A 26,133-nucleotide genomic window follows, 5' to 3' on the forward strand; every position below is an offset into this window, starting at 1 on the left:
TCCGTGGTGGGGGGACCGCTCGGCACGTGGATGCGGACACACTGCCGAGAGCCGGACCTGACGGTCCGTCGGAACTGTCGGTTCCATTGATGCGGCTGGGGCGGAGGGCGGCAAGGCTGAAATCCCGCCGAATTACCGGCGGTTACAGCGAAATTCGGCCAGACCTCAGCCGGCGGTGATCGTGGTGCGCACCGTCCCGTCGGGCCCGGCCACCAGCACCGGCGTCCGCGCGCCACCGAGATCCCGCACCGCCGCCAGGTCCTTGGGGGAAACGGTCTCCGTCTCCGTCACGACCGCCGCCGCCTCCAGAGACGTGGCGCCGGAGGCGACCGCCATCGCCACCGCCGTCTGGAGGGCGCTGAGCTTCAGGGAGTCGAGAGCCACGGTCCCCGCGACATACGTACGTCCGGTCTCGTCCCGTACGGCCGCCCCCTCGGGCACACCGTTGCGGGCCCGCGCGGAACGGGCCAGGGTGACGATCTTGCGGTCCTCGGGGTCGAGCGCGGTGCTGTCGGTCATGATCCGAGCATACGTAAGCGTCAGGGCCGGTCGAGACGGAGGCGGTCCGCTCGGGGCAGTCCCGCGACGACGAGGTCGTACGAGTCCTCGATCAGCTCCCGGACCAGCCGGTCCGGGAGTCCCCCGTCGCACGTGACCGTGTTCCAGTGCCGCTTGTTCATGTGCCAGCCGGGGACGATCAGGCCCTCGTGCTCGCGGCGCAGCCGGAGCGCGTCGTCCGGGTCGCACTTGAGGTTGGCCGTCAGGGGACGCGCGTCGAGGTGCGACAGGGCGAAGAGCTTGCCCTGGACTTTGAAGACCGAGATCTCCGGGCTGAACGGGAAGTCCTCGACCGCCGCGTTGAACGACAGGCAGAACGCGCGCAGTTCCTGCGGGGTCATTCGGGCTTCTCCTCCTCGTCCCGTGAAAGGTCCGCCGGGTCCACCGGCTCGACCAGCACCGTCACGATCTTGTTCCGGCGGCCGGCCGCGGCCTCCGCGGTCAGGCGCAGTTCCCGGCCGTCCGGGAGGGCGACCACGGACGACGCACCGGCGATGGGAACCCGGCCCAGCGCCTTGGCCAGCAGACCGCCGACCGTCTCGACGTCCTCGTCGTCGAACGCCTCCAGGCCGTACAACTCGCCCAGGTCGCCGATGTCCAGGCGGGCGGTGACCCGGTAGCGGTCCTTGCCGAGGTCCTCCACCGGCGGCAGCTCGCGATCGTACTCGTCGGTGATCTCGCCGACGATCTCCTCGAGGATGTCCTCGATGGTGACGATGCCGGCGGTGCCGCCGTACTCGTCGACGGCGACGGCGACGTGGTTGCGCTCCTTCTGCATCTCGCGCAGCAGGTCGCCGGCGTTCTTGGTGTCGGGCACGAAGAACGCCGGGCGCATCGCCGTGGACACCTGCTCGGACTCGGCGTCGCGGCTGATGTGCGTCTTGCGGACCAGGTCCTTCAGATAGACGATCCCGACGATGTCGTCCTCGCTCTCCCCGGTCACCGGGATCCGGGAGAAGCCGGAGCGCAGGGCGAGGGTGAGGGCCTGGCGGATGGTCTTGTAGCGCTCGATGACCACCAGATCCGTGCGCGGGACCATGACCTCCCGGACGAGGGTGTCGCCCAGTTCGAAGACCGAGTGCACCATGCGGCGCTCCTCGTCCTCGATGAGCGACTCCTTCTCGGCGAGGTCGACCAGCGCGCGCAGCTCCGCCTCGGAGGCGAAGGGGCCCCGGCGGAAGCCCTTGCCGGGGGTGAGCGCGTTGCCGATGAGGATGAGCAGCGACGGGATCGGGCCCATGATCCGGGCCAGCGGCACCAGGACGTACGCCGAGACCGTCGCCGTGTTCAGCGGGTGCTGGCGGCCGATGGTGCGCGGGGAGACGCCGACGGCGACGTACGACACGAGGACCATGACCGCGATGGCGATCAGGAGGGCCTCGGTCGTGCCGTCGAACTCCTTCAGGCAGCCGTAGGTGATCAGCGCGGCGGCGGCCATCTCACAGGCGACGCGGACCAGCAGCGCCACATTGAGGTAGCGGGTGGGGTCGGCGGCGACCTGGGACAGCTTCGCGCTGCCCCGGCGGCCGGAGCGCACGGCCTCCTCCGCGCGGAAGCTGGAGACGCGCGCGAGGCCCGCCTCCGCGCAGGCGGCGAGCCAGGCCACGACGACCAGGGCGACCGCGCCCAGGGCGAGTTGCGGACTCATCGGCGGTTCAGGAGACCGTCGGCGCCGGGGACGGGCCGGTCAGGCCCCGCTCCGCGCGCCAGCCGTCCACGATGGCCGCCTGGAGGCCGAACATCTCGGCCTTCTCGTCCGGTTCCTCGTGGTCGTAGCCCAGCAGGTGCAGCACGCCGTGGACGGTGAGGAGCTGGAGCTCCTCGTCCATGGAGTGCTGCGTGTCCGCTTCCTTCCCTTGCTTCTGAGCGACCTCGGGGCACAGCACGATGTCGCCGAGCAGCCCCTGGGGCGGCTCGTCGTCGTCCTTGGACGGCGGGCGCAGCTCGTCCATCGGGAAGGACATGACATCCGTGGGGCCCGGCAGGTCCATCCACTGGATGTGGAGCTGCTCCATGGCGGCGGCGTCCACGACGATCACCGAGAGCTCGGAGAGCGGGTGGATGCGCATCCGCGCGAGCGCGTAGCGGGCGATGTCGAGGATCGCCTGCTCGTCGACCTCTGTGCCGGACTCGTTGTTGACGTCGATCGACATGCTGGTGCCAGGTCTACTTCCCCTTGTGCCCGGACTTGCCGCGGCTCTTGTGCGTGCCGTTCTGGGTGCCGTGCTTGGTGTCGTACTGCTCGTACGCGTCGACGATACGGCCCACGAGCTTGTGCCGGACGACATCGTGGGACGACAGCCGGGAGAAGTGGACGTCCTCGACGCCGTCCAGGATGTCCTGCACCTGCCGCAGGCCGCTCTTCGTCCCCTCCGGGAGGTCGACCTGCGTCACGTCACCCGTGATCACGATCTTCGAGTCGAAGCCGAGGCGGGTGAGGAACATCTTCATCTGCTCGGGGCTGGTGTTCTGGGCCTCGTCCAGGATGATGAAGGCGTCGTTGAGCGTGCGGCCGCGCATGTAGGCGAGCGGCGCGACCTCGATCGTGCCCGCCGCCATCAGCCGCGGGATGGAGTCCGGGTCGAGCATGTCGTGCAGCGCGTCGTAGAGCGGGCGCAGGTACGGGTCGATCTTCTCGTAGAGCGTGCCCGGGAGGAATCCGAGCCGCTCGCCCGCCTCGACCGCCGGGCGGGTCAGGATGATGCGGTTGACCTGCTTGGACTGCAGGGCCTGCACCGCCTTGGCCATCGCCAGGTACGTCTTGCCGGTGCCGGCGGGGCCGATGCCGAAGACGATCGTGTGCTTGTCGATCGCGTCCACATAGCGCTTCTGGTTGAGCGTCTTGGGGCGGATCGTGCGGCCGCGCGAGGACAGGATGTTCTGCGTGAGCACCTGGGCCGGGGTCTCCTGGCCGTCGCTCTCCCCGTTCTCGCTCGCCTTGAGCATGGCGATCGAGCGTTCCACTGCGTCCTCCGTCATCGGCTGTCCGGTGCGGAGCACCAGCATCATCTCGTCGAACACGCGGGCGATGAGGGCGACGTCCACAGGGTCGCCGGCCGCGCTGATCTCATTGCCCCGGACGTGGATGTCGGCCGCCGGGAAGGCCTTCTCGATCACGCGCAGGAGGGCGTCGCCGGAACCGAGCACCGTCACCATGGGGTGCTGGGCGGGGACGGTGAACTGTGCTTTCGCCTGCTCCCGCGCGGGGGTGTGAGCTGTCGGTGTCTGAGTCATGGGCCGGCGCTGAAGGCCTGCGGTTCCTCCTCTTCACGGCCGCGTAGCTGAGGGCGGCCTCGCGATTCCCAGGGTACGACGGGGGACTGACAACGCCGTAGGGGTTTTGGGAGCGGGGTTGGAATCGGAGGCGACAGGGCCCCCTGGTCGGCCGGGACACTCACGCCGAGCGCCGGAACCCGATCGTCGGCACGGCACGCCGCAACGGCCAGGGCCTGTCCAGCTCCTCCGACACCAGCCCCGCCAGGAACCCGTACCGCCGCAACGCCGCCGGATCCTGCCCCTCCACCGACTGCACCCGCCGCCACCACGCCGCGATCTCCGACCACCCCGGCGCCGACAACGACCCCCCGAACTCCTGCACGGACAGCGCGGCCGTCAGCCCGGCGAAGGCCAGCCGGTCCGCCAGCGGCCAGTCCGCCAGGGTCCCGGCCACGAACCCGGCGACGAACACGTCCCCCGCCCCCGTCGGATCGAGCGCCTCGACCTCGATCGCCGGCACCTCCGCGGTCTCCCCCGTACGCCGGTCCGCCGCGTACGCCCCGTCCGCGCCGAGCGTGACCACCGCGAGCGGCACGTGCTCGGTCAGCGCGTGCGCCGCCGCCCTGGGGCAGTCCGTGCCCGTGTACCGCATGGCCTCCTCCGCGTTCGGCAGGAACGCCTCGCAGTGCCGCAGGTCGGGCAGCGCCGCCAGGTCCCACACGCCGGTGTCGTCCCAGCCGACGTCGCCGAAGACCCGGGTGCCCTTGCCCGCGGCCTGGGCGATCCAGGGCGCGCTCACGCCCGGGGCGAGGGAGGCGACGGCGGCACGCGCGCGGGGCGGGCACGCGGGCGCGGGCTCCTCCGGGGGCGGCTCGTGGCCGTGGGAGACCATCGTGCGCTCGCCCTCGTAGGCCATGGAGACCGTCACCGGGGAGTGCCAGCCGGGCACCCTGCGCGACGGGGCGAGGTCGATGCCCTCGCCGTGCTCCAGGGCGTCCCAGCAGTAGTCGCCGTAGTGGTCGTCGCCGAAGGCCGCCGCGAGGGACGTGCGCAGGCCGAGGCGGGCCAGGGCGGTGGCCATGTTGGCGACGCCGCCGGGGCTCGACCCCATCCCGCGCGCCCAGGACTCGGTCCCGCGCACCGGGGCGCACTCGAGCCCGGTGAAGATGATGTCGAGGAAGACCGTGCCGGTGAGATAGACGTCCCAGGGCGGGTCGTTTGGCGCGCGCAAGGGGGCGAGGGGATCGACCTGGCTCTGGCGGTGCGATCCCTTTCCGGCCGGGCCCTTTCCTGCCGGGGCGGTGGACGCGATCACGATGCGCTCCCTGACGTGGTGCGGATCAGGCCAGTGTGCACCACACCACCGACAACGTGACGCCGATCACGCCAGGCTCGCCTGTTCCGTGAGCTCGCACCGGCCCCCGCGCGCCCCGGGGCGCGCGGGGGACCATAGGCGGGCTACCAGCGGGGCATCGCGGGCGTCACCCACCCGGGGTCGGCGACCCGCATGGCCGCCGCGTCGTCACGGTCGCGCAGCGCACCGTCGTCATCCAGCCACCGCCGGTGCAGCACGGCCAGCCGCTCACGGTCGAGCTCCACGCCGAGCCCGGGCGCGTCGGACACGGTCACCGTGCCGCCCTCGAAGGCGAGCCGCTCGGTGAGTACGTCCTCCGACTGCCAGGGGTAGTGGGAGTCGCAGGCGTGGTGGAGGTTCGGGACGGTGGCCGCCACATGGGTCATCGCGGCGAGCGAGATGCCCAGATGGGTGTTGGAGTGCATCGACACGCCGACGCCGAAGGTGCGGCAGATGGCCGCGAGCTGCTGGGTGTTGCGCAGTCCGCCCCAGTAGTGGTGGTCGGAGAGGACCACCTGGACCGCGCCCCGGGTGAACGCCTCCTTGATCTCGGCGAAGGTGGTCACGCACATGTTGGTGGCGAGCGGCACCCCGGTCCGCTCGGCGACCTCGGCCATGGCGGGCGTGCCGAGTGTCGGGTCCTCCAGGTACTCTAGGACGTCCCCGAGTTCCCGCGCCACCTCCAGCGAGGTCTGAAGGGACCAGGCGCCGTTGGGGTCGAGCCGCAGCGGATGCCCGGGGAACGCCTCGGCGAGCGCCCGTACGGCCGCGATCTCCTCGTCGGGCGGGAAGACACCGCCCTTGAGTTTGAAGGAGGTGAAGCCGTACCGCTCGGTGAACCGGCGGGCCTGTGCCACCACCCCGGCCGGGTCGACCGCGGCCCCCCAGTCGTCCTTCTCGCAGGCGACGCCCTCCGGGTGGCCTGCCCATTTGTAGAACAGGTACGCGCTGTACTCGACGGCGTCGCGCACCTTGCCGCCGAGCAGCGCGTGCACGGGCAGCCCGAGGGCCTTGCCGAGGGCGTCGAGGCAGGCGACCTCGAAGCCGGAGACGACGGACAGACGCAGTTTGTCGGCGGTCTGGACGCCGCGCAGCCCGCCGACGTCGACGGCGTTCTCGACCCGGGAGGCGTCCACCGTGACCTGGTCCGCGACCGTGAACAGCCCGTTCAGATCGCTGACCTGGCGTCCCTTCAGCCGCTCGGCGAAGGGACGGGCCAGCTCCAGGTACTTGGTGTCGCCGTAGGTCTCCCCCACGCCGGTGATCCCGGCCGCCGTGACGACCTCGACGATCAGCCGGGGCGTGTAGGGCTGGTGCACGCCCTGGGTGTTCAGCAGCGGCGGGTCCGCGACCAGGATCGGCGTCAGCCGTACGTCGGTGATGGCGAGGTTCACGAGGCGACTCCCACAAGGTCGAGTCCCGCTTCGAGGAGGGCGCCGAGGGCGGCCAGGTCGGCGGGCGAGGGGTCGGTGAGCGGGGCGCGGACGGGGCCCACGGCGTGACCGCGCAGCCGGGCCGCCGCCTTCACCAGCGACACGGCGTACCCGGGGACGCGGTCGCGCAGTTCGACGAGCGGGACGTAGAAGCCGCGCAGGAGTTTGTCGACGGTGCCGTGGTCGCCGTCGCGCAGGGCGGTGAAGAAGGCGTCGGCGATCTCGGGGGCGAAGGCGTGGACGGCGGAGGAGTAGGCGGGGACGCCGACGGTGGCGTAGGCGCGGGCCTGGATCTCGGCGGTGGCGGCGCCGTTGAAGAACAGGAAGTCCTCGGGCGCGGCGAGGGTGAGGCGCTGGAGCCGATCGAGGTCGCTGTGGCCGTCCTTGAGGCCGATGACGCCGGGCAGGGCCGCGATACGCCTGAGCGACTCGGCGGTGAACGTGACCTGGCCGCGCTGGTAGGCGATCAGGGGCAGCCGGGTGCGGGCGGCGATCTGTTCCAGCTGGGCGACGAGGCCGTCCTGCGGGGCGGCGACGAGGTAGTGCGGCAGCACGAGGAGCGCGTCGGCTCCGGCGTCCTCGGCGATGCGCGCGAACCGGACGGCCTGCGCCCAGCCGTAGCCGATGCCCGCGACGACGGGGACGCGGCCCGCCGCCTCCTCGACGGTGATGGTGACGACCTGCCGGTACTCGTCCTCGTCGAGCGAGAAGAACTCGCCGGTGCCGCAGGCGGGGAAGACGGCGCCGGGCGAGGCGGCGAGCCGGTCCGCGACATAGGCACGGAAGCCGTCCGGGTCGAGGCCGCCGTCGTCGCGGAAGCTGGTCAGCGGGAACGACAGCACGCCCTGGGCCATACCGTCCCGCAGCCGGTGCGCGACCGCACCCGGTCCACCGCTCACGGTCGTCTCCTGGCTCGTTTCCGGGGCCATCTCCAGGCCATCTCCTCATGTAGACGTCATCTATGTATGAGAATGCGGGGTGGATACGGGAACGTCAACCGCGCGGGGCGGTCCGATTACGATCGGCACATGCCAGACACAGGGGGCGTCCGCGAAGTGAAGTCCGCGGCCCGCACGGTCGAACTGCTGGAACTGCTCGCGGCGCGCGGCGACCGCCCGGCCCGGCTCCAGGAGCTGGCCGACGAACTCGGCGTGCCCCGCAGCTCGATGTACGCCCTCCTGCAGACCCTGGTCTCGCGCGGCTGGGTCCGCACGGACGTCACCGGCTCCCTGTACGGCATCGGCATCCACGCCCTGCTCACGGGCACCAGCTACCTCGACTCGGACCCGCGGGTCAGGGTCGTACGGCCGTATCTCGACGAGGCGTCCGAGGCGCTGGGCGAGACGATCCACATGGGGCGGCTGGACGGCCGGGACGTGGCCTATCTGGCGACGCGGGAGTCACACGAGTACCTGCGCACGATCAGCCGGGTGGGGCGGCGCCTGCCCGCGCACGCCGGGGCCCTGGGCAAGGCCCTGCTGGCACAGCGCCCGGACGCGGAACTGCCCAAGGGGCCGTACGAGGCGCTGACCCCGAACACGCACACCAGCCGGGAGTCCCTGGCGGCCGATCTCGCCCGGGTCCGGGCCCGCGGCTGGTCCGAGGACCGCGAGGAGGGCGTGACCGGCATCGTCGGCTTCGGATTCGCACTGCGCTACGACACCCCCGCGCTGGACGCGATCAGCTGCTCGGTGCCGGTGGCCCGGCTCACGCCGGAGCACGAGGAGCGGATCGTCGCCGTGATGCGGGAGATCCGGGCGAAGGCGGAGGCGACGGTTCCGGGGGCCGGGTCGGTGCACTGGCGTTAACGAAAACGCCCACGTCACCACGCGAAAAGGCGCTCTTCTACCCGGACTTCACCGCACCAAACGCAACGTGCGCCACATCACACTCTCCGGGTTAACTCGTACGACTACTTGCTTGATACAAATTGCCCGCGCGTTCCTGTCCGTCGACGGTCGTCGCCCACCCCCCTCCTCCACCGCTCCTTTCGCATGCCCTGGGAACGCCCGTGTTCGCCCCCCGCACCACCCCCTGGCCCCTCGTCGCCCTTTTCACGGCCGGGTACCTCGCCCCGTATCTGCTGCCGACCACCGTCGGCAGACTCGACTCGGGCCTTCCGCTCTCCGCCACCGAGGCCGGCGCCGTCGGCAGCGCTCTGCTGCTGAGTTCGGCGACCGCCGGATTCGCCCTGGCCGCACGGGTCGAACGGATCGGGGCCCGCACACTCGCCCGGCTCGGGCTCGCACTCACCCTGCTCGGCTACGGCGCTGCCGCGCTGACCACCACCGTCCCGGCCGTCGTCGCCGGCGCGATGGTCGGCGGATTCGGTTCCGGCACGGCCACCACCGTCGCCGCCACCCTCATCGCAGCCCAGCGCGATCCGCACCGGGCCTCCACGGCCGGACTGCTCACCGTCTCCGCCCTCGCGGGCGCCGTGTATCTGACGGTGCCGCACCTCGGCCCCGGTCACGGCCTGCCCCTGGCCGCGATCGCCCTCACCGCCCTGGCCGTGTGGCCGCTGACCGGCCGCCTGCCCGCCGGCACACCCGCCGCGCCCGCGCGGCACCACAAGGCCCGGCTGCCCCACGCCCGTTCGGGCCTGGTGCTGGCCGCCGCCATGCTGTGCTGGTCGCTCGCCCAGAACTCCCTGTGGGGCGTGAGCGGACAGATCGGGCTGACCCAGGCCCGCCTCGGGGAGGCCACCGTCGGTGCCGTCTTCGCCGTGGCGCTGGGCGCCGGACTGACCGGCGTCCTCGCGGCGGGCGCGCTCGGGGCGCGGCTGGGCCGCGCGGTGCCGATCGGGGCGGGCACGGTCCTCATCGCCGGCTGCATCGTGCTCAGCGCCTGCGCGACCGACCTGGCGAGCTTCGCGACCGGCGAGATCGCCTGGAACACCCTGTACCCGGTGGTGCTGTCGTACCTCATCGGGCTCGCCGCCTCGCTCGACCCGCGCGGCCGCTGGGCGGTGCTCGTCGGCTCGGCGTCCTCGCTGGGCACGGCCGCCGGGCCGCTGGCCGGCAGCGTGCTGTCGGCGCAGGCCGGGTTCCCGGTCATGGGCGCGATCCTGGCCGCCGGTCTGCTGGTGATCGCCCTGCCGATGACCGCCGTCGCCCTGCACACCGGCGGGCGCCCGCTGCTCGCCGGGGCGATCCGCCGCCGCGGCGGCCACCCGGCCGCCCTGGTCGCCGCCACCACGGGCACCCCCACCGGCGCGGTCCCCGAGATCGGCGCTCCGGAACAGCAGGTGGTGGAGATTCCCGTGGACACCCCGGCGGTCCCCGCCCAGCGCGCCTACGGCAAGGCGGGGTCGGAGGTCCTGTGAGGCCGCGGGCCCTCTGAGGCCGGGGGGCCTTCTGCGGCTGCGGGTTCCTCAGCGGAACTCGTAGGCCTCCACCTCGGCGAGATACCGCGCCCGCAGCTCCTCGTCGTCCTCCAGGAACGAGGCGAGGAAGGAGTTGCGGGCGAGCTCGCGCAGCCGCTCCTCGCCCAGACCCAGGGTGTCGCGCACGGCGTCGAAGTTGTCACCGGCGTACCCGCCGAAGTAAGCCGGATCGTCCGAGTGCACCGTGCACATCAGCCCGGCGTCCAGCATGGCGGGCAGCGGATGGCCGGCGAGGGTGTCGACGGTGCGCAGCCGGACGTTCGACAGGGGACACAGCGTCAGCGGCACCCGCTCCCGCACCAGCCGCTCCACCAGAGCCGGGTCCTCCACACAGCGCAGCCCGTGGTCGACCCGCTCGACGCCGAGGACGTCCAGGGCCTCGGTGATGTACTCCGGCGGCCCCTCCTCGCCGGCGTGGGCGACCCGCCGCAGCCCGAGCGCGGCGGCGGCCTCGTACACCTCGCGGAACTTCGCCGGCGGATGCCCGACCTCGGCCGAGTCGAGGCCGACGCCGGTGATCCGGTCCAGGTACGGCTTGGCCGCGTCCAGGGTGGCCAGGGCCGACTCGGCGGACTCGTCGCGCAGGAAGCACATGATCAGCCGGGTCGAGACGCCGTGCCGTGACGCGCTGTCGCCGAGCGCCCGCCACAGACCCTCGACGACCGTGCCGAGCTCCAGGCCGCGGCTGGTGTGGGCCTGCGGGTCGAAGAAGATCTCCGCGTGCCGCACACCCTGGGCGGCGGCGCGTGCGAGGTAGGCGTTCGCGAGGTCCTCGAAGTCCCGCTCGGTGCGCAGGACGGCCATGAGCTCGTAGTACAGGTTCAGGAACGACTGGAGGTCCTCGAACCGGTACGCCTCGCGCAGCTCGTCCGTGTCCGCGTACGGCAGGGTGACGCCGTTGCGCGCGGCGAGCTCGAAGGCGAGTTCGGGTTCCAGGGTGCCTTCGATATGAAGGTGCAGTTCGGCTTTGGGGAGGGACATCAACTCATCGTACGGGCGTTTCACCGACGCTTCGGAACCGGCACTCGCAGCAGATCGTGCGCCACGGTCAGCTCCCCCTCGTACCCCGCCGCCCGCGCCTGCCGCTCGAACTCGTCCGGGTCGGTGTAGCGCTGGCTGAAGTGGGTCAGCACCAGGTGCCGCACACCGCCGTCCCGGGCCACCCGGGCCGCCTGACCTGCCGTCAGGTGCCCGTGCTCCACGGCGAGTTGCTCGTCCTCGTCGAGGAAGGTCGACTCGATGACGAGCATGTCGCAGCCCTCGGCGAGCGCGTACACCCCCTCGCACAGCCGGGTGTCCATGACGAACGCGAACCGCTGCCCACGCCGCGCCTCGCTGACGTCGTCGAGCGAGACCCCGCCGAGCGAGCCCTCGCGCTGGATCCGGCCGACGTCCGGTCCCTTGATGCCGTGCGCGGCGAGCCGCTCGGGAAGCATCCGGCGGCCGTCGTGCTCGGTGATCCGGTAGCCGTACGACTCGATCGAGTGCGACAGCCTGCGGGTGTCCAGCGTGTACGACGGCGTGACCGCGAGGACGCCGTCCCCGTCGGCCGGGGCCTCGGTGAGGAAGACGCTCGCGCGGAAGGGCGTGGCGAAGTGGAGCCGCTCGTAGAAACGCTGCCCGGACTTCGGGTAGTGGGCGGTGATCTCGTGCGGCACCTGGTCGAGGTTGATGCGCTGGATGACCCCGGGCAGACCGAGCGCGTGGTCGCCGTGGAAGTGCGTGACGCAGATCCGGTTCAGGTCGTGCGCGGCGACCCCGGCCCGCACCATCTGGCGCTGGGTGCCCTCGCCGGGGTCGAACAGGATGCCCTCGCCGTCCCAGCGGAGCAGGTAGCCGTTGTGGTTGCGGTGGCGGGTCGGGACCTGGCTGGCGGTGCCGAGCACCACGAGTTCGCGTACGGACAAGGCGTTGTCCCGTTATCCGGGGGGCCAGTCGAGGCCTCGGCCGCCGAGCACGTGGCCGTGCACGTGCCAGACCGTCTGGCCGGCGCCGCCGCCGGTGTTGAAGACGAGGCGGTAGCTGTCCAGCTTTTCCTCGTCTGCGACGGCCTGGGCCTCGCGGAGCACGTCCGCGGTGAGGGCCGGGTCGGCGGTGGCGAGGGCGGCGGCGTTCTCGTAGTGCGCCTTGGGGATGATCAGGACATGGGTGGGGGCCTGGGGGTTTATGTCGCGGAACGCGACGGTCGTTTCCGTCTGGCGGACGATCGTCGCCGGGATCGTCCCCGCGACGATCTTGCAGAAGAGGCAGTCGTCTTGGGGTTCCCCTGCCATGTTCCCTCCGGGAGTCAGCCGAAATGTGGTCGTGCCTGGCATCGTATCGTCGTCGCGTGCGGGTTCGTCGGGGCTGGTCCCGTAGTTCTTCGCGCCCCTTAAGTCGGCAGGCCCGGAGGCGTTTTTGCCGGTGCCGTCTCCAGGCTTTCGAGCGCCAAACGGATGGCCTCGTCCAGTTGGGGGTCCCTGCCCGCCGCGTAGTCCTGGGGGCGCTGGAGGACCTCCACGTCGGGGTCCACCCCGTGGTTCTCCACCCCCCACTCGTAGCCCTCCAGCCAGAAGGCGTACTTGGGCTGGGTGACCAGGGTGCCGTCGACCAGGCGGTAGCGGCTGTCGATGCCGATGACGCCGCCCCAGGTGCGGGTGCCGACCACCGGGCCGAGGCCCAGGGCCTTGATCGCGGCGTTGACGATGTCGCCGTCCGAGCCGGAGAACTCGTTGGCGATGGCCACGACGGGGCCGCGGGGGGCGTCCTCGGGGTAGCTGTAGGGGCGCATGCCGCGCGGGACGGCCCAGCCGACGACGCGGCGGGCGAGTTTCTCGACGACCAGCTGGGAGGTGTGGCCGCCGCGGTTCTCCCGGACGTCGACGACCAGGCCCTCGCGGGCCACCTCGACACGCAGGTCGCGGTGGATCTGGGCCCAGCCGGGCGCCTGCATGTCCGGGACGTGGAGGTAGCCGAGGCGGCCGGCGGACTTCTCGTGGACGTAGGCGCGCCGGTCGGCGACCCAGGCGTGGTAGCGCAGCGGCTCCTCGTCGGCGACCGGGACGACGACGGCGTGCCGCGGGTCGCCACCGCCGGACGGGGAGATGGTCAGCTCCACCGGCTTGCCCGCCGTGCCGATCAGCAGCGGCCCGGGGCCGGTCACCGGGTCGACCGGCTGTCCGGCGATGGCGAGGATCGCGTCCCCGGGGCGTACGGCGACGCCGGGGGCGGCCAGCGGGCTGCGGGCGTCGGGGTCGGAGGTCTCGGAGGGCAGGATGCGGTCGACGCGCCAACTGCCGTCCTCGTGGCGGGAGATGTCGGCGCCGAGCAGACCCTGGCGGGGGCCTGAGCCGAAGCCGCCGCGCGGGGTGACGTAGGCGTGCGAGGTGCCGAGTTCGCCCTGCACCTCCCACAGCAGGTCGACCAGGTCGTCGTGGGTGGCGAGCCGGTCCACGACCGGCCGGTAGCGGTCGAGGACGCCGGCCCAGTCGACGCCGCTCATGTCCGGCCGCCAGAAGTGGTCGCGCATGATGCGGCCGTTCTCGTCGAACATCTGCCGCCACTCGGCGGCCGGGTCGACGAACTGGCGTACGCGCCCCAGGTCGACGGTGATGTTGGTGTCGCTGTCGTCGTCGCCGGAGGCGCGCCGGTCGCTGGGGACGACCTTCAGCCGTCCGTCGGTCCACAGCAGCACCCGCTTGCCGTCGCCGCTGACCTCGAAGTGGTCGGCGTCGACGGCGAGATGCTCGACGCGCTGCTGGGCGAGGTCGTACCGCTCCAGCTCGGACTTGGGCTCGGGGTCGTCCGGGGTGGCCCGGGAGGCGCCGAGCACACCGGCGACCGGGTGGCGCAGCCACAGGACGCCGTCCTTGGCGGCACGGAGGTTGGAGTAGCGGGCGGCCTCGACCGGGAAGGGCACGATGCGGTCGGCGAGGCCTTCGAGATCGATGCGGGTGGTGGGGGTGCCCTCGCTGTCGGGGGTCTCCTCGCGGTCGGGCGTCTCGAAGGACCGGCCGTGCCGCTGCGGCCCGAACGGGGAGGGTGTGGTGGCCGCGAGGGTGATCAGATGCGGCCGGGCACCCTCCACGAAGGCCAGGTCGAAGACGTGCTCGTCGTAGACCGGGTCGAAGGAGCGGGTCGACAGGAACGCGAGGTGCTTGCCGTCCACCGTGAACGCCGGCGCGTAGTCCTGGAAGCGCAGCGGGGTCGCCTCGGTGACCGACAGGTCGGTGGTGTTGGCGAGCTTCAGGTGCGACAGGGGGCGCGGCCCGGGGTGGGACCAGGCGAGCCAGGCCGAGTCGGGCGAGAAGACGAGCCCGGACACATCGCCGTCCTCGCTGCGGTCCACCTCCCGCACCTCGCCCGTCTCCCTCTCGACGAGCAGCAGGCGACCGTCGTGGGAGGCCACGGCCGCGCGGCTGCCGTCCGGGGCCATGGCGAGGTCCAGCACCCTGCCGAGCTGCCCGGCGGCGAGCCGGCGCGGTGTCGCCCCCGGGGCGAGGCCGGTGGCGGGCGCGAACTCCAGGGCGTCGTCGCCCTCGGCGTCCGTCACCCACACCACCCACTCCTCGCCGTCCGCGCGGAACGTCCGCGGCAGCCGGGCCCGTACGCCGGGCGTCGCGGCCAGGGCGCGGGCCGGGCCGGAGCGGTGGGTGACCCAGTGGACGCAGCCGCGTACGGACACGGCGCTGCCGCGCGCGGTATGGTCCGGGGACGCCGATCCGAACCACCGGGACGCGTTCACCGGGAACGGCTGGAGATCGACGCGCTGTCCGCCCAGCCGCACGTCCAGCCGCCGCGGCTCGGCCCCGTCCAGGTCGTCCAGCACCCACAGCTCACCGGCGCTGGAGTAGACGACACGGGCGCCGTCGGTCGCGGCGTGCCGGGCGTAGAAACCTCCCCCACTCCCGACTTCGCCGGAGCGGGAGGTGCCCCCGAGCGGGGTGTGCCGGCGCAGGTCGGACCCGTCGGCGAGCGAGGAGTACAGCGCGCCGGTGCCCTCGTGGTCGGAGAGAAAGGCCACGCGCTCCCTTACCCAGAGCGGGTACTCGATGTTCCCGTCGAGGTCCTCGTGCAGCCGGACGAACTCCCCGTCGCCGTCCGGGTCGATCCACAGCTTGCCCGCCGTGCCGCCCCGGTACCGCTTCCACCAGGCGGCCTCGCGCCCCATGGGCGCGGACAGCAGGACGACGCTCGGCCCGAAGGCGATGTCACCGACCGGCCCGTACGGCAGGGTGGTGGCCGGACCGCCGTCGAGCGGGACGGCACGCGCCCAGGTGCGGCGCAGGCTCGCCTGGCCGTGGGAGCTGATCGCGAGGACCTCGCCGTCCGGGGTCCAGCCGCGCACCTGGGTCTTCGGACTGCCCCAGTACGTCAGGCGCTTGGCGGGGCCGCCGTCGACCGGGGCGATGTGCACCTCGGGGGCGCCGTCGCGGGTGGAGGTCCAGGCGACCGTGGTGCCGTCGGGTGAGATACGGGGCAGGGTCACCGGCACGTTCTCGGCGCTGACCCGCCAGGCCCGTCCGCCGTCGAGAGGAGCGAGCCACACGTCGTCCTCGGCGGTGAAGGCGACCAGGTCACCGTGCACGTGCGGGAAGCGGAGGTAAGCAGGCGATGCGGACTGAGTCACCCGATCACCCTATGCAGGGAGGGCGCCGTGCGGACAGGGTTCGGATCACTTGCCCTCGACAGGACGGCAGTCCGGGTACCGGTCGCACCAGATGGTCTGCGTGACGGTCACGGTGACGGTGGCACCGGGCTGCCCGTTCGAGGGCCCGCCTCCCACGGGCGGCGGACTGGTGGAGTCGCAGTCGCCGAGCCCGTCGACCTGGAACCACACCTTGCCGTCCACCTTGGCGGTGATGTTCCCGCGCACACAGGCGCCGTCCACCGCGTGCGTGATCCTGCCGTCGACGGTGATGTCCTTCCCGTCCTTCGTCTCCCCCTCGCAGTCGACGGTGACCACGGTCTTCTCACTCGCCGAGGGCGACGGCTTCCCGCCTTTTCCCGAGTCCCCGTAGGAGGCGGTGCACGTCAGCCAACGCACGTCGGCCTTCTGCCGGTTGAGCTCCTTGGTGACGGTCTCGTCGGTGGTGTAGGCGACGGAGGCGGAACTGATCCCGCCGCCGGGTTCACACGCGACCACGCCGCCGACGGCAGCCACCGCGCAGGTCACCGCGACCGCCACCGCACGGTTGCGCGGCCCTCGCCAGATCCTCCTCAGTGCCCCCATGGAGAGGAGCCTGCCACCGTCGGGAGCCGCGCGGTAGGGCGCAAAGGCGTCAGCCGCGGAGCAACAACCACTCCTGCAGCTCCACCAAGTTGCCCTCCGGGTCCTTGAGATGGGCGACGCGCAGGCGGTCGGTCAGGTGGGTGGGGCCGTGGAGGATCGTGGCGCCGCGCATCGTGATCTCCTCGCAGTACGCGTCCAGGGCGTCGACACGCAGCACGACCAGGGAGCGGTGGCCGTTCGCCGTGGCGCCCAACTCGTCCAGGACCTCGGCCATCATCGAGCGGTCCTGCAGCGCGATCCCCGCGGAGCCCATCGCGGGGCTGAACTTCTCGTACGGCCCGTCCACGGCTCCCGACTGCGGCTTGAGGCCGAGGACCTCGCCGTAGAAGTGGTAGCAGGTGGCGAAGTCGGTCACGAGCAGTCGTACCTGTGCGAGTTCCACGGTGCCTCCGAGAAGGGTCAGGCCCAGCGGCCGGTGCGGGCCAGGAGCACGGCCGCGGCCGCCGTCCCGGCAGTCGATGTGCGCAGCACACTGCGCCCGAGGCGATACGCCTTGCCCCCCGCCTGCGCGAACAGCGCCAACTCCTCCGGCGCCACGCCCCCTTCGGGCCCCACGACGAGCACGATCTCACCGGACGACGGCAGTTCGGCCGTCGCCAGCGCCTCGTCCCCGCTCTCGTGCAGCACCGCGGCGAAGTCGGCACCGGCCAGCAGCGCGGCGACCTGCTTGGTCGTCGCCGCCTCCGCGACCTGCGGGAAGCGCACCCGGCGGGACTGCTTGCCCGCCTCCCGGGCCGTCGCCCGCCACTTGCCCAGCGCCTTCAGCCCGCGGTCGCCCTTCCACTGCGTGATGCAGCGCGCCGCCGCCCACGGCACGATCGCGTCGACGCCGACCTCCGTCATCGTCTCGACGGCCAGTTCCCCGCGGTCGCCCTTGGGCAGCGCCTGGACGACGGTCACCCGGAGCTGCTCCGGCGGTTCCTCCGTCACCGTGTCCAGCCGGACGATCAGCCGGTCCTTGCCCTCGGTGTCGAGCACGACACCGTCCGCCCAGCGCCCGGCGCCGTCCGTGAGGACGACGTCCTCGCCGGGCCGAAGGCGCTTCACGGACACGGCGTGCCGTCCCTCCGGGCCGTCGAGGACGAAGCGGCCGCCTCCGGCCGCGTCGAAGTGCTCGACCACGAACACCGGTGCCGTCATCGCACCCCGCCTCCGCCCCACAACGCCGACCGCGCCGCGGCGAGTTCACCGGCCAGCACCTCCACGAGCTGCCCGGCGGGCAGCTCCCGCGCCATCCGGTAGCCCTGCCCGGCCCACAGCGCCATGCCCTGCGCGTCCCCCGCCTTGGCGGCGGCCTTGCGCAGCGGCGAGGTGAGGTGGTGGATCTCGGGATAGGCGGCGGGCGCGTACGGGCCGTGCTCGCGCAGGAACCGGTTGACCAGGCCGCGCGCCGGGCGCCCGGAGAAGGCGCGGGTCAACTCCGTACGGACGAACAAGGGGTTGGTCAGCGCCTGCTTGTGCAGGGCGTGCGCACCCGACTCGGCGGTGGCGAGGAACGCCGTGCCGAGCTGGGCGGCGCTCGCGCCCGCGGCGAGGACCGCGGCGATCTGGCCGCCGCGCATGATGCCGCCGGCGGCGATGACCGGGATGCTCACGGTCTCCCGGATCTGGGCGACCAGTGACAGCAGCCCGATACCGCAACCGTCCGTTTCGGGGATGTCCCGGTGCGTGCCCTGGTGACCGCCCGCCTCGACGCCCTGCGCGATGACCGCGTCCGCGCCCGCCCGCTCCACGGCCCGGGCCTCGTCGGGAGTGGTGGCGGTGACCAGGACGAAGGTGCCGACCCGGTGCAGGAGGTCGACGACCTCCCGGCTCGGCGTGCCGAAGTGGAACGACACCACCGGTACGGGGTTGTCGCGCAGGACCGCGAGCTTGGTCTCGTAGCCGTCGTCACGGCCGCTGTCGGGGTCGCCGAGCTCGGCCTCGTACCAGGAGGCCTCGCCGGCCAGCTGGTGGGCGTAGACGTCGACGGCGGCGGGGTCGGCGTACTCCGGCTGCGGCATGAAGAGATTCACACCGAAGGGCCTGCCGGTGAGGCTCCTCAGCTGCTTGATCTCCTGGTACATCCCGTCGGCGGTCTTGTACCCGGCGGCGAGGAACCCGAGTCCGCCCGCCTCGCACACGGCGGCGGCGAGCTTCGGCACGGAGACGCCGCCCGCCATGGGGGCCTGCACGATCGGGTGCGGGAAGAGATCGGTCAGCGCGGAGGACATGACCGCATGTTGTCACGTCCTCCGGACTACTCCGAAACCGCCCTGCCGCGTGGCATAGACCAGAGGAAACGCCACCCGCCGGCCCCTGAGGAGCCGGCGTCAGCGCCCGTTGAACGCATCCTTCAACCGCGAGAACAGCCCCCGCTGCCCCGGCTGACTGTGCCTGCCCGGGGGCCGACCCCCGGACCCCCAGCAGCCCCCGGACCGCCGACGTCAGCGCCCGTTGAACGCGTCCTTCAACCGCGAGAACAGCCCCTGACTGTGCCTGCCCGGAGGCCGACCCCCGGACCCCCAGCAGCCCCGGACCGCCGACGTCAGCGCCCGTTGAACGCATCCTTCAACCGCGAGAACAGCCCTTGCTGCCCCGGCTGGAACTGGCCCGTCGGCCGTTCCTCGCCGCGCAGCTTGGAGAGCTCGCGCAGCAGGCGCTCCTGCTCGGGGTCGAGCTTGGTCGGGGTCTGGACCTCGACGTGGACGATGAGGTCACCGCGTCCGCCGCCCCGCAGATGCGTGACACCGCGGCCGTGCAGCGGGATCGACTGGCCGGACTGGGTGCCGGGGCGGATGTCGACCTCCTCCAGGCCGTCGAGCGTCTCCAGTGGCACCTTCGTGCCGAGGGCCGCCGCGGTCATCGGGAGCGTGACCGTGCAGTGCAGGTCGTCGCCGCGCCGCTGGAACTGCGAGTGGGGCAGTTCGTGGATCTCGACGTACAGGTCGCCCGCGGGACCGCCGCCCGGCCCGACCTCGCCCTCGCCGGCGAGCTGGATCCGCGTGCCGTTGTCGACACCGGCCGGGATCTTGACCGTGAGCGTACGGCGGGACCGCACACGCCCGTCGCCCGCGCACTCGGGGCACGGCGTGGGCACCACCGTGCCGAAGCCCTGGCACTGGGGGCAGGGCCGCGACGTCATGACCTGGCCGAGGAAGGACCGCGTGACCTGGGACACCTCACCGCGGCCGCGGCACATGTCACACGTCTGTGCGGAGGTCCCCGGCGCCGCGCCCTCACCGTTACAGGTGTTGCAGACGACCGCCGTGTCGACCTGGATGTCCTTCGTCGTGCCGAAGGCCGCCTCGTCGAGTTCCACCTCGATGCGGATCATCGCGTCCTGGCCGCGGCGGGTGCGCGAGCGCGGACCGCGCTGCGACGCCGTGCCGAAGAACGCGTCCATGATGTCGGAGAAGTTCCCGAAGCCACCGGCTCCGAAGCCGCCCGCTCCGCCGCCTCCGGCCTGCGAGAGCGGGTCGCCGCCGAGGTCGTAGACCTGCTTCTTCTGCGGGTCCGACAGCACCTCGTAAGCGGCGTTGATCTCCTTGAACCGCTCCTGGGTCTTCGGATCGGGGTTGACGTCCGGATGCAGCTCGCGCGCGAGCCGCCGGAAGGCCTTCTTGATCTCTTCCTGCGACGCGTCGCGGCGCACGCCGAGTACGGCGTAGTAGTCCGTGGCCACTACGACTCCGCCAGGATCTGTCCGACGTACCGTGCCACTGCGCGTACCGCTCCCATCGTTCCCGGGTAGTCCATGCGGGTCGGTCCGACCACGCCGAGCTTGGCGACAGCCTCGCCGCCCGAACCGTAGCCGACCGACACGACGGACGTGGAGTTGAGTCCTTCGTGGGCGTTCTCATGACCGATCCGTACGGTCACGCCCGGATCCTGCGCCTCGCCGAGCAGCTTGAGGAGCACCACCTGCTCCTCAAGCGCCTCCAGCACCGGCCGGATCGTGAGGGGAAAGTCATGCCCGAAGCGGGTCAGGTTGGCGGTGCCGCCGATCATCAGCCGCTCCTCGTTCTCCTCGACGAGCGTCTCCAGAAGTGTGGAGAGCACCGTGGAGACCGTACCCCGGTCCTCGTGCTCGAACGCCTCCGGCAGATCCTCCACCAGACTCGGCACATCCGTGAAACGGCGGTTCGCCACCCGGCTGTTGAGCCGCGCGCGCAGATCCGCGAGCGAGGCCTCGCCGAAGGGCGCCGGGCAGTCGACCACGCGCTGCTCGACCCGCCCGGTGTCCGTGATCAGCACGAGCATCAGCCGCGCGGGCGCGAGAGCGAGCAGCTCCACGTGCCGCACGGTCGAGCGGGTCAGCGACGGGTACTGCACGACGGCGACCTGGCGCGTGAGCTGCGCCAGCAGCCGTACCGTCCGCGCCACGACGTCGTCGAGGTCGACGGCGCCCTCGAGGAAGTTCTGGATCGCGCGCCGCTCGGGCGCGGTCATCGGCTTGACGCCGGCCAGCTTGTCCACGAAGAGCCGGTAGCCCTTGTCGGTGGGGATGCGCCCGGCGCTGGTGTGCGGCTGGGCGATGTACCCCTCGTCCTCCAGAGCCGCCATGTCGTTGCGGACGGTGGCCGGCGAGACGCCGAGGTTGTGCCGCTCGGTGAGGGCCTTGGAGCCCACCGGCTCCTCGGTGCCGACGTAGTCCTGGACGATGGCGCGCAGCACCTGAAGCCTGCGTTCACTGAGCATTCGCGCGCACCTCCAGAAGTCGTCCGCCCGGTGTCCTGCCTGTGGGGCCTGGCACTCTGCGCGTGCGAGTGCCAGCATTCCCCGCCCAGTGTACGGCGGTGAGGTACACCCCCGGCAAGGCTGGTCGCGTGCTGTCGTGCCCCGGGCGGCGGTCACCGCTAGCGTCGCCGTATGACGGTGACTTGGGAAGAGCTCGGATGGGAGCGCGTGGCCCACGGGGTGGGGCGGTGCCGGCTCCCGGTGTGGGACTGCACGGCGGGGCTGGTCGCCGGTGAGGGCGCGGTCCTCATGATCGACGCGGGGTCGAGCCCGGCCGAGGGCGCGCGGTTGCGCGAGCAGGCGCGGTCGCTCACCGGTCACCGTGTGACGCATCTCGCGCTGACCCATCCCCACTTCGACCATGTCTTCGGGGTGGCGGAGTTCACGGACGCGGAGGTGTTCGGAGCGGTGGGCGTGGACGCGCTGCTGACGCGCCTGCGGGACCGCGAGGAGCTGCGCGCGGACGCGGTGCGCCACGGCCTGGCGGAGAGCATCGCGCGGGAGGCCGCGGACCGGCTGGTCGCGCCCCGCCACATGGTCTCCGGCGAGTGGACCCTCGACCTGGGCGGCGGACGCCAGGTGCTGCTGGCGAACGTGGGCCCGGGGCACACCGCGCACGACCTGGCGGTGCTGGTGCCGGGGGATCCGGAGGTCGTCTTCTGCGGCGACCTGGTCGAGGAGTCCGGCGAGCCGCAGGCGGGCCCGGACGCCGTGCCGTCGCACTGGCCGGCCGCCCTGGACCGGCTGCTCGACCTCGGCGGCGAGGACGCGCTGTACGTGCCCGGTCACGGAGCGGTGGTGGACGCGGCGTTCGTGCGCGCCCAGCGCGACGCGCTGGCCGCCGGTTTCGGCGTGTCTCCGTGACCGCCCGCCGGCTTCTCCTATCGTCATCAGAATGCGCCAGTACTCGCCCGATCTGACTCCGCCGTGGAAGAAGCCGCAGCCGGTCCCCGAGGTTCCGGCGGAGCCGGGCCTGGTGGTCGAGGAGCCCGGGACCGGTTTCTGCGGGGCGGTGATCCGCTGCGAGGCGGGCACGGTGACCCTGGAGGACCGCTTCGGCAAGCACCGGGTGTTCCCCATGGAGCCGCGCGGCTTCCTCCTGGAGGGCAGGGTCGTGACCCTGGTCCGTCCCTCGCCCGCCGGCCCCGCGCGCCCCTCCCGCACGGCGTCCGGTTCGGTGGCCGTCCCCGGCGCCCGCGCCCGCGTGGCCCGCGCCGGGCGTATCTACGTCGAGGGCCGGCACGACGCCGAGCTGGTCGAGAAGGTCTGGGGCGACGACCTGCGCATCGAGGGCGTGGTCGTGGAGTACCTGGAGGGCGTGGACGACCTGCCGTCGATCGTGGAGTCCTTCGCCCCCGGCCCGGACGCACGCCTGGGCGTCCTGGTGGACCACCTGGTACCCGGCTCGAAGGAGTGGCGCATCGCCCAGTCGGTGACGAGCGATCACGCCCTGGTCGTCGGCCACCCCTACATCGACATCTGGGAGGCGGTGAAACCGTCGTCCCTGGGCATCGAGGCGTGGCCCCGGATCCCACGCGGCCAGGACTGGAAGACGGGGGTGTGCGGGGCACTGGGCTGGCCGGAGAACACGGGCGCGGCCTGGCAGCGCATCCTCTCGTCCGTACGGTCGTACAAGGACCTGGAGCCGGAACTACTGGGCCGGGTCGAAGAACTGATCGACTTCGTGACGGCTCCGTAGCCGCACCCGGCACCGACGCCGCAGCACCTCAGTCCACGAGATCCCGAACCACCGCATCGGCCAGCAACCGCCCCCGCAACGTGAGCACCGCACGCCCCTCCTCGTACGGAGCACCATCCAAAAGCCCGTCCGACAAGGCCCGCCGCGATGCCGCAAGCCCCTCCTCCCGCAGCAACGACAACGGCACCCCCTCCCGCAACCGCAACTCCAGCAGAATCCGCTCGACCCGCCGGTCCTCCTCCGACAGCACCTCACGCCCGGCCCCGGGCGACCGCCCCGCCGCGAGCGCCCCCGCATACGCCCCGGGATGCTTCACGTTCCACCACCGCACCCCGCCCACATGGCTGTGCGCCCCCGGCCCGGCCCCCCACCAGTCGGCCCCCCGCCAGTACAGCTCGTTGTGCAGACAGCGTCCCGCCGACGACGTGGCCCAGTTCGACACCTCGTACCACTCGAAGCCCGCGCCCGAGAGGACCTCGTCCGCGATCAGGTAGCGGTCGGCATGCACATCGTCGTCGGTCATCGGCACCTCGCCGCGGCGGATCCGCCGAGCCAGCTGCGTCCCCTCCTCGACGATCAGGGCGTACGCGCTGACATGGTCCGGCCCGGCCCCCAGCACCGCGTCCAGCGACGCCCGCCAGTCGTCGTCGGACTCCCCCGGCGTGCCGTAGATCAGGTCGAGATTCACATGCTCGAACCCGGCGGCACGAGCCTCCGCCACACACGCCTCCGGCCGCCCCGGCGTATGCGTCCGGTCCAGCACCTTCAGCACGTGCTGCCGCGCACTCTGCATCCCGAAGGAGATCCGGTTGAAGCCCCCCTCACGCAGGGCCGCCAGATACGCCGGATCCACCGACTCCGGGTTCGCCTCGGTCGTGACCTCGGCGTCCGGCGCGAGCCCGAACTCGTCCCGGACGGCCGCGAGCATCCGCACCAGGTCACCGGCGTCGAGCAGAGTCGGCGTCCCCCCGCCCACGAACACCGTGCGAACGGGCCGCGGGTCGTCCCCCAGTACCTTCCTCGCCAGCCGGACCTCGTCGACCAGCGTCCCGGCGTAGTTGTCGCGCGAGGCCAGCACACCACCGGTGCCGCGCAGCTCGGTCGCCGTGTAGGTGTTGAAGTCGCAGTAGCCGCAGCGGGTCGCGCAGTACGGGACGTGCAGGTAGAACCCGAGCGGTCGGTCGGCGGCCCCGGTGAGCGCGGCGGCGGGCAGCGCGCCGTCGTCGGGGACGGGCTCGCCGTCGGGGAGTGCGGAAGGCATGTCCCCCATTGTCCAGCACCCGGGCGGTCAGTCCGCCTGGAGCACCAGCAGCGCCAGGTCGTCCGCCGGGGGCCGCGCCCCGAACTCGTGCACCAGGCGCTTGATCCGCTCGGCTATCAGCTCCGCGTCCAGCCCCGCGCAGCCGGCCAGCGCCGCCGCCAGCCCGTCCCCGTCGTCGAACTGGCGGGAGCCGCAGCGGCGCTCGGTGACGCCGTCGGTGACGCACAGCAGCGTGTCGCCGGAGCGCAGCTCGAAGGTCTCGCTGGTGTACGTGGCGTCCTCGACGACGCCCAGGAGCGTCTGGGGCTGCGCGGCCGTGTGGACCTCGCCGCCCGCCCCGAGCAGCAGGGGCAGCGGGTGCCCGGCGGAGGCGACGGTGCAGCGGACACCGCCGTCGAAGGGGACGAGTTCGCCGTACAGCAGGGACAGGAAACGCGTCTGGGGGCCGTCGCAGGGCGGGGCCGGCCGCGCGCCCGCCGCCACCAGCGCCCGGGCCGCCGCGTCCGCCGCCTCCGTGGCGTCGTCGAGCAGGAGCTGGTTGAGGCGGTCGAGGACGTCGGCGACCCGGTAGCCCTCTCGGGCCAGCAGCCGCAGCCAGGGCCGGGCCAGGCCGATCACGACGGCGGCCTCGGGGCCCTTGCCCTGGACGTCGCCGACGGCGAAGCACCAGCGGCCGTCGCCGGCCGGGAACAGGTCGTAGAAGTCGCCGCTGGGCCCGCCCTTGTCGTACGGCTCGTAGACGAGGGCGCTGCGCACGCCGGGGATCTCGGCCACGGCGCCGGGCAGCAGTCCGCGCTGGAGCACGGCGCTGATGGTGGCCTGGCGGGCGTACTGGCGGGCGGCGCCGACGGCGAGCGCGACCCGGCGGCTGAGGTCCTCGACCAGGCCGGTGATCTCGTCGGGGAAGCCGGCGGCCCCGGACCGTCCGATGACGAGGGTGCCCAGCGGGCGTCCGCCGGCGACGAGCCGGTACGCCAGGGCCGAGCCCGGCTCGCCGGGGGCGTCACCGAGCGCCTCGCCGGGCCAGGGATAGTCGGACGGCCCGGCTTGCAACGGGTCGGAGGGGTGCGGGGTGTCCTTCTCCAGGGCCCGGCGCAGCTCCTCGATGCGGTTCTCGCTGCCGTGCCAGACCCGGGCCAGCCGGGGCCCGCCCGCTCCGGCCCCGCCGCTCCAGCCGCCGGCGGTGGCCTCGTCCTCCAGCCACACCGCGCACCAGTCGGCCAGCCGGGGCACGATCAGCTGCCCGGCGAGGGCGGCGACCAGGTCCTCGTCGAGCTGTCCGGCGAGGAGGTCGGAGGCCTCGGCGAGGAAGGAGAGGGCCCCGCGGCCCAGCCAGGAGCCGTCGCGTCCGTCGCGTCCGTCGCAGTCCTCGTACCGCTCCCGCCAGTCCCGCAGGTCCTGCCAGTCCCGCAGGTCGCCCGAGCCGCCGCCGGGGTCATACGGGTCCTGTGCGTCCCTTGATGCCCTCCCCTCGGCCTCCTGCCCGGGGGGCGGGTCCGGCGCCAGGATCTCCGCCACCCGCAGCCCGCGCGCCAGCGCGTGCTCCCCGGCGTACGCCTCGATCTGATCGCCGGCCTCGCAGCCCCCGGCGGGCAACCGCGCCCACACGGTCTTCCGGCCTGTGCGGTAGGTGATGCCCCAGGCCTCACTGAGGGCGCCGACGAGCCGCAGGCCGCGCCCGTACTCCGGGGTGTCCCGCGGCGCTTCCGGCTCGGCGCCGCGCGGGGCGCGGGAGGGGTGGTGGTCGGAGACCTCGACGAGCAGCGCGGCCGTGTCCTTGTCGTCGCCTTCCAGCCGGCACTCCACCTGGACGTCGGTGCCGGCGTGCACGACGGCGTTGGTGACGAGTTCGCTGACGACGAGCAGGGCGTCGTCGGTGAGACGGTCGGTGAGGTGCTCGGCGCCGGGCAGGCCGAGTCCGGTCCACTCGGCGATCGCCGCGCGCAGCAGAGTGCGAGCGGAGCCCGGCGCGAGTGAGCTGCCGGACAGGGTCGCGTACGCCCGCGCACGCTCCTTCGCGGGCGCCTCGGCCCCGTCGGATGCGAGCACGGGCGCGTCGGACCCGAGGGCGGGTGCCTCGGAAGGCAGCGCACACTCCTCGGAGACGGCCTCCTCGTGCGCCGGCACAGGTGTCTCCGAAGCGTGCGCAGGCGCCTCTGAGGCACGGGAAGCGGTCTCCCGTTGCGTCGGAATGGCCCCCATGGGCAGCTCCCCGGGCAGTTCGTACGAATACGCCA

General features: G+C 72.6%; 24 protein-coding genes. 4 read left to right on the plus strand and 20 right to left on the minus strand.

The window, feature by feature from the left end; genetic code table 11:
* Positions 1-165 precede the first annotated feature (165 nt).
* The 8 genes from ACFZDA_RS06435 to ACFZDA_RS06470 form a co-directional block, all read right to left on the minus strand.
* Positions 166-519, minus strand: coding sequence for a cytidine deaminase (locus ACFZDA_RS06435; RefSeq protein ID WP_391075772.1), 354 nt, complete (start codon positions 517-519; stop codon positions 166-168).
* A 20-nt stretch (positions 520-539) separates the two neighbouring features.
* On the minus strand, positions 540-899 hold the full coding sequence (locus ACFZDA_RS06440; RefSeq protein WP_391075775.1) for an MmcQ/YjbR family DNA-binding protein: 360 nt from the start codon (positions 897-899) through the stop codon (positions 540-542).
* Positions 896-2,206 (minus strand): CNNM domain-containing protein, encoded by a 1,311-nt coding sequence (locus tag ACFZDA_RS06445; RefSeq protein WP_391075778.1) that lies wholly within the window; start codon positions 2,204-2,206, stop codon positions 896-898. The genes ACFZDA_RS06440 and ACFZDA_RS06445 overlap by 4 nt, the downstream gene beginning before the upstream one ends.
* Positions 2,207-2,213: 7 nt before the next feature.
* Entirely contained in the window at positions 2,214-2,711 is a 498-nt protein-coding gene (ybeY, locus tag ACFZDA_RS06450; protein ID WP_150480783.1) for an rRNA maturation RNase YbeY, read from the minus strand.
* Positions 2,712-2,724: 13 nt separating this feature from the next.
* A complete protein-coding gene (locus ACFZDA_RS06455) occupies positions 2,725-3,792 on the minus strand; it encodes a PhoH family protein (RefSeq protein ID WP_391075781.1) in 1,068 nt (355 codons plus the stop codon).
* Between the two features lie 160 nt (positions 3,793-3,952).
* Entirely contained in the window at positions 3,953-5,089 is a 1,137-nt protein-coding gene (locus ACFZDA_RS06460) for a PfkB family carbohydrate kinase (protein ID WP_391075784.1), read from the minus strand.
* 143 nt (positions 5,090-5,232) lie between these two features.
* Positions 5,233-6,522, minus strand: coding sequence for an enolase C-terminal domain-like protein (locus tag ACFZDA_RS06465; protein ID WP_391075786.1), 1,290 nt, complete (start codon positions 6,520-6,522; stop codon positions 5,233-5,235).
* Entirely contained in the window at positions 6,519-7,490 is a 972-nt protein-coding gene (locus ACFZDA_RS06470) for a 5-dehydro-4-deoxyglucarate dehydratase (RefSeq protein WP_391075789.1), read from the minus strand. The genes ACFZDA_RS06465 and ACFZDA_RS06470 overlap by 4 nt, the downstream gene beginning before the upstream one ends.
* A 99-nt stretch (positions 7,491-7,589) precedes the next feature.
* Here ACFZDA_RS06470 and ACFZDA_RS06475 point away from each other — a divergent pair, with 99 nt between their 5' ends.
* Positions 7,590-8,369, plus strand: coding sequence for an IclR family transcriptional regulator C-terminal domain-containing protein (locus ACFZDA_RS06475; protein WP_391075792.1), 780 nt, complete (start codon positions 7,590-7,592; stop codon positions 8,367-8,369).
* 203 nt (positions 8,370-8,572) lie between these two features.
* A complete protein-coding gene (locus tag ACFZDA_RS06480; RefSeq protein ID WP_391075796.1) occupies positions 8,573-9,886 on the plus strand; it encodes an MFS transporter in 1,314 nt (437 codons plus the stop codon).
* Between the two features lie 48 nt (positions 9,887-9,934).
* On the opposite strand, the gene ACFZDA_RS06485 is transcribed toward ACFZDA_RS06480, so the two are convergent.
* The 10 genes from ACFZDA_RS06485 to hrcA all read right to left on the minus strand — a co-directional run bounded on the left by ACFZDA_RS06485 (position 9,935) and on the right by hrcA (position 20,897).
* The gene (locus ACFZDA_RS06485) at positions 9,935-10,927 is read right to left on the minus strand and encodes an adenosine deaminase (protein ID WP_391075799.1); all 993 of its coding nucleotides are present in this window, start codon (positions 10,925-10,927) and stop codon (positions 9,935-9,937) included.
* A gap of 20 nt (positions 10,928-10,947) precedes the next feature.
* Complete coding sequence (locus ACFZDA_RS06490; protein ID WP_391075802.1) at positions 10,948-11,853, minus strand: ribonuclease Z; 906 nt, start codon at positions 11,851-11,853, stop codon at positions 10,948-10,950.
* A 12-nt stretch (positions 11,854-11,865) separates the two neighbouring features.
* Positions 11,866-12,219, minus strand: coding sequence for an HIT domain-containing protein (locus ACFZDA_RS06495; RefSeq protein WP_391075805.1), 354 nt, complete (start codon positions 12,217-12,219; stop codon positions 11,866-11,868).
* Between the two features lie 98 nt (positions 12,220-12,317).
* Positions 12,318-15,554, minus strand: a complete 3,237-nt coding sequence (locus ACFZDA_RS06500) for a S41 family peptidase (RefSeq protein ID WP_391075808.1) — start codon at positions 15,552-15,554, stop codon at positions 12,318-12,320.
* 45 nt (positions 15,555-15,599) lie between these two features.
* Positions 15,600-16,157, minus strand: coding sequence for a hypothetical protein (locus tag ACFZDA_RS06505; RefSeq protein ID WP_391075810.1), 558 nt, complete (start codon positions 16,155-16,157; stop codon positions 15,600-15,602).
* Between the two features lie 49 nt (positions 16,158-16,206).
* Entirely contained in the window at positions 16,207-16,599 is a 393-nt protein-coding gene (locus ACFZDA_RS06510) for a VOC family protein (RefSeq protein ID WP_391075812.1), read from the minus strand.
* Between the two features lie 17 nt (positions 16,600-16,616).
* Positions 16,617-17,357 (minus strand): 16S rRNA (uracil(1498)-N(3))-methyltransferase, encoded by a 741-nt coding sequence (locus tag ACFZDA_RS06515; protein WP_391075816.1) that lies wholly within the window; start codon positions 17,355-17,357, stop codon positions 16,617-16,619.
* Positions 17,354-18,430, minus strand: a complete 1,077-nt coding sequence (locus ACFZDA_RS06520) for a nitronate monooxygenase (protein WP_391075819.1) — start codon at positions 18,428-18,430, stop codon at positions 17,354-17,356. Before ACFZDA_RS06520 ends, ACFZDA_RS06515 begins: the two co-directional genes overlap by 4 nt.
* A 314-nt stretch (positions 18,431-18,744) precedes the next feature.
* Positions 18,745-19,881 carry a molecular chaperone DnaJ gene (gene dnaJ, locus ACFZDA_RS06525; RefSeq protein WP_306967031.1) on the minus strand — a complete coding sequence of 379 codons (1,137 nt, stop codon included), beginning with the start codon at positions 19,879-19,881 and terminating at the stop codon, positions 18,745-18,747.
* Positions 19,881-20,897, minus strand: coding sequence for a heat-inducible transcriptional repressor HrcA (gene hrcA, locus ACFZDA_RS06530; protein WP_086563135.1), 1,017 nt, complete (start codon positions 20,895-20,897; stop codon positions 19,881-19,883). The genes dnaJ and hrcA overlap by 1 nt, the downstream gene beginning before the upstream one ends.
* A gap of 171 nt (positions 20,898-21,068) precedes the next feature.
* Here hrcA and ACFZDA_RS06535 point away from each other — a divergent pair, with 171 nt between their 5' ends.
* Positions 21,069-21,800 carry an MBL fold metallo-hydrolase gene (locus tag ACFZDA_RS06535; protein WP_391075823.1) on the plus strand — a complete coding sequence of 244 codons (732 nt, stop codon included), beginning with the start codon at positions 21,069-21,071 and terminating at the stop codon, positions 21,798-21,800.
* 31 nt (positions 21,801-21,831) lie between these two features.
* Positions 21,832-22,635 carry a DUF3097 family protein gene (locus ACFZDA_RS06540; RefSeq protein WP_391075826.1) on the plus strand — a complete coding sequence of 268 codons (804 nt, stop codon included), beginning with the start codon at positions 21,832-21,834 and terminating at the stop codon, positions 22,633-22,635.
* A 28-nt stretch (positions 22,636-22,663) separates the two neighbouring features.
* Here ACFZDA_RS06540 and hemW read toward each other — a convergent pair whose 3' ends face one another.
* Entirely contained in the window at positions 22,664-23,896 is a 1,233-nt protein-coding gene (hemW, locus tag ACFZDA_RS06545; RefSeq protein ID WP_391075829.1) for a radical SAM family heme chaperone HemW, read from the minus strand.
* Between the two features lie 27 nt (positions 23,897-23,923).
* On the minus strand, positions 23,924-26,098 hold the full coding sequence (locus tag ACFZDA_RS06550) for a SpoIIE family protein phosphatase (RefSeq protein WP_391075833.1): 2,175 nt from the start codon (positions 26,096-26,098) through the stop codon (positions 23,924-23,926).
* Between the last annotated feature and the right edge of the window lie 35 nt (positions 26,099-26,133).

It is taken from the genome of Streptomyces sp. NPDC007991, from assembly GCF_042958445.1.
In the GTDB taxonomy this organism is placed as follows: domain Bacteria; phylum Actinomycetota; class Actinomycetes; order Streptomycetales; family Streptomycetaceae; genus Streptomyces.

Coding starts and splice junctions, on each gene's coding strand:
- ACFZDA_RS06435 (WP_391075772.1), bottom strand. CDS start 519: ATGACCGACAGCACCGCGCTCGACCCCGAGGACCGCAAGATCGTCACC.
- ACFZDA_RS06440 (WP_391075775.1), bottom strand. CDS start 899: ATGACCCCGCAGGAACTGCGCGCGTTCTGCCTGTCGTTCAACGCGGCG.
- ACFZDA_RS06445 (WP_391075778.1), bottom strand. CDS start 2,206: ATGAGTCCGCAACTCGCCCTGGGCGCGGTCGCCCTGGTCGTCGTGGCC.
- ybeY (WP_150480783.1), bottom strand. CDS start 2,711: ATGTCGATCGACGTCAACAACGAGTCCGGCACAGAGGTCGACGAGCAG.
- ACFZDA_RS06455 (WP_391075781.1), bottom strand. CDS start 3,792: ATGACTCAGACACCGACAGCTCACACCCCCGCGCGGGAGCAGGCGAAA.
- ACFZDA_RS06470 (WP_391075789.1), bottom strand. CDS start 7,490: ATGGCCCCGGAAACGAGCCAGGAGACGACCGTGAGCGGTGGACCGGGT.
- ACFZDA_RS06475 (WP_391075792.1), top strand. CDS start 7,590: ATGCCAGACACAGGGGGCGTCCGCGAAGTGAAGTCCGCGGCCCGCACG.
- ACFZDA_RS06485 (WP_391075799.1), bottom strand. CDS start 10,927: ATGTCCCTCCCCAAAGCCGAACTGCACCTTCATATCGAAGGCACCCTG.
- ACFZDA_RS06495 (WP_391075805.1), bottom strand. CDS start 12,219: ATGGCAGGGGAACCCCAAGACGACTGCCTCTTCTGCAAGATCGTCGCG.
- ACFZDA_RS06505 (WP_391075810.1), bottom strand. CDS start 16,157: ATGGGGGCACTGAGGAGGATCTGGCGAGGGCCGCGCAACCGTGCGGTG.
- ACFZDA_RS06515 (WP_391075816.1), bottom strand. CDS start 17,357: ATGACGGCACCGGTGTTCGTGGTCGAGCACTTCGACGCGGCCGGAGGC.
- ACFZDA_RS06520 (WP_391075819.1), bottom strand. CDS start 18,430: ATGTCCTCCGCGCTGACCGATCTCTTCCCGCACCCGATCGTGCAGGCC.
- hrcA (WP_086563135.1), bottom strand. CDS start 20,897: ATGCTCAGTGAACGCAGGCTTCAGGTGCTGCGCGCCATCGTCCAGGAC.
- ACFZDA_RS06535 (WP_391075823.1), top strand. CDS start 21,069: ATGACGGTGACTTGGGAAGAGCTCGGATGGGAGCGCGTGGCCCACGGG.
- ACFZDA_RS06540 (WP_391075826.1), top strand. CDS start 21,832: ATGCGCCAGTACTCGCCCGATCTGACTCCGCCGTGGAAGAAGCCGCAG.
- hemW (WP_391075829.1), bottom strand. CDS start 23,896: ATGCCTTCCGCACTCCCCGACGGCGAGCCCGTCCCCGACGACGGCGCG.
- ACFZDA_RS06550 (WP_391075833.1), bottom strand. CDS start 26,098: ATGGGGGCCATTCCGACGCAACGGGAGACCGCTTCCCGTGCCTCAGAG.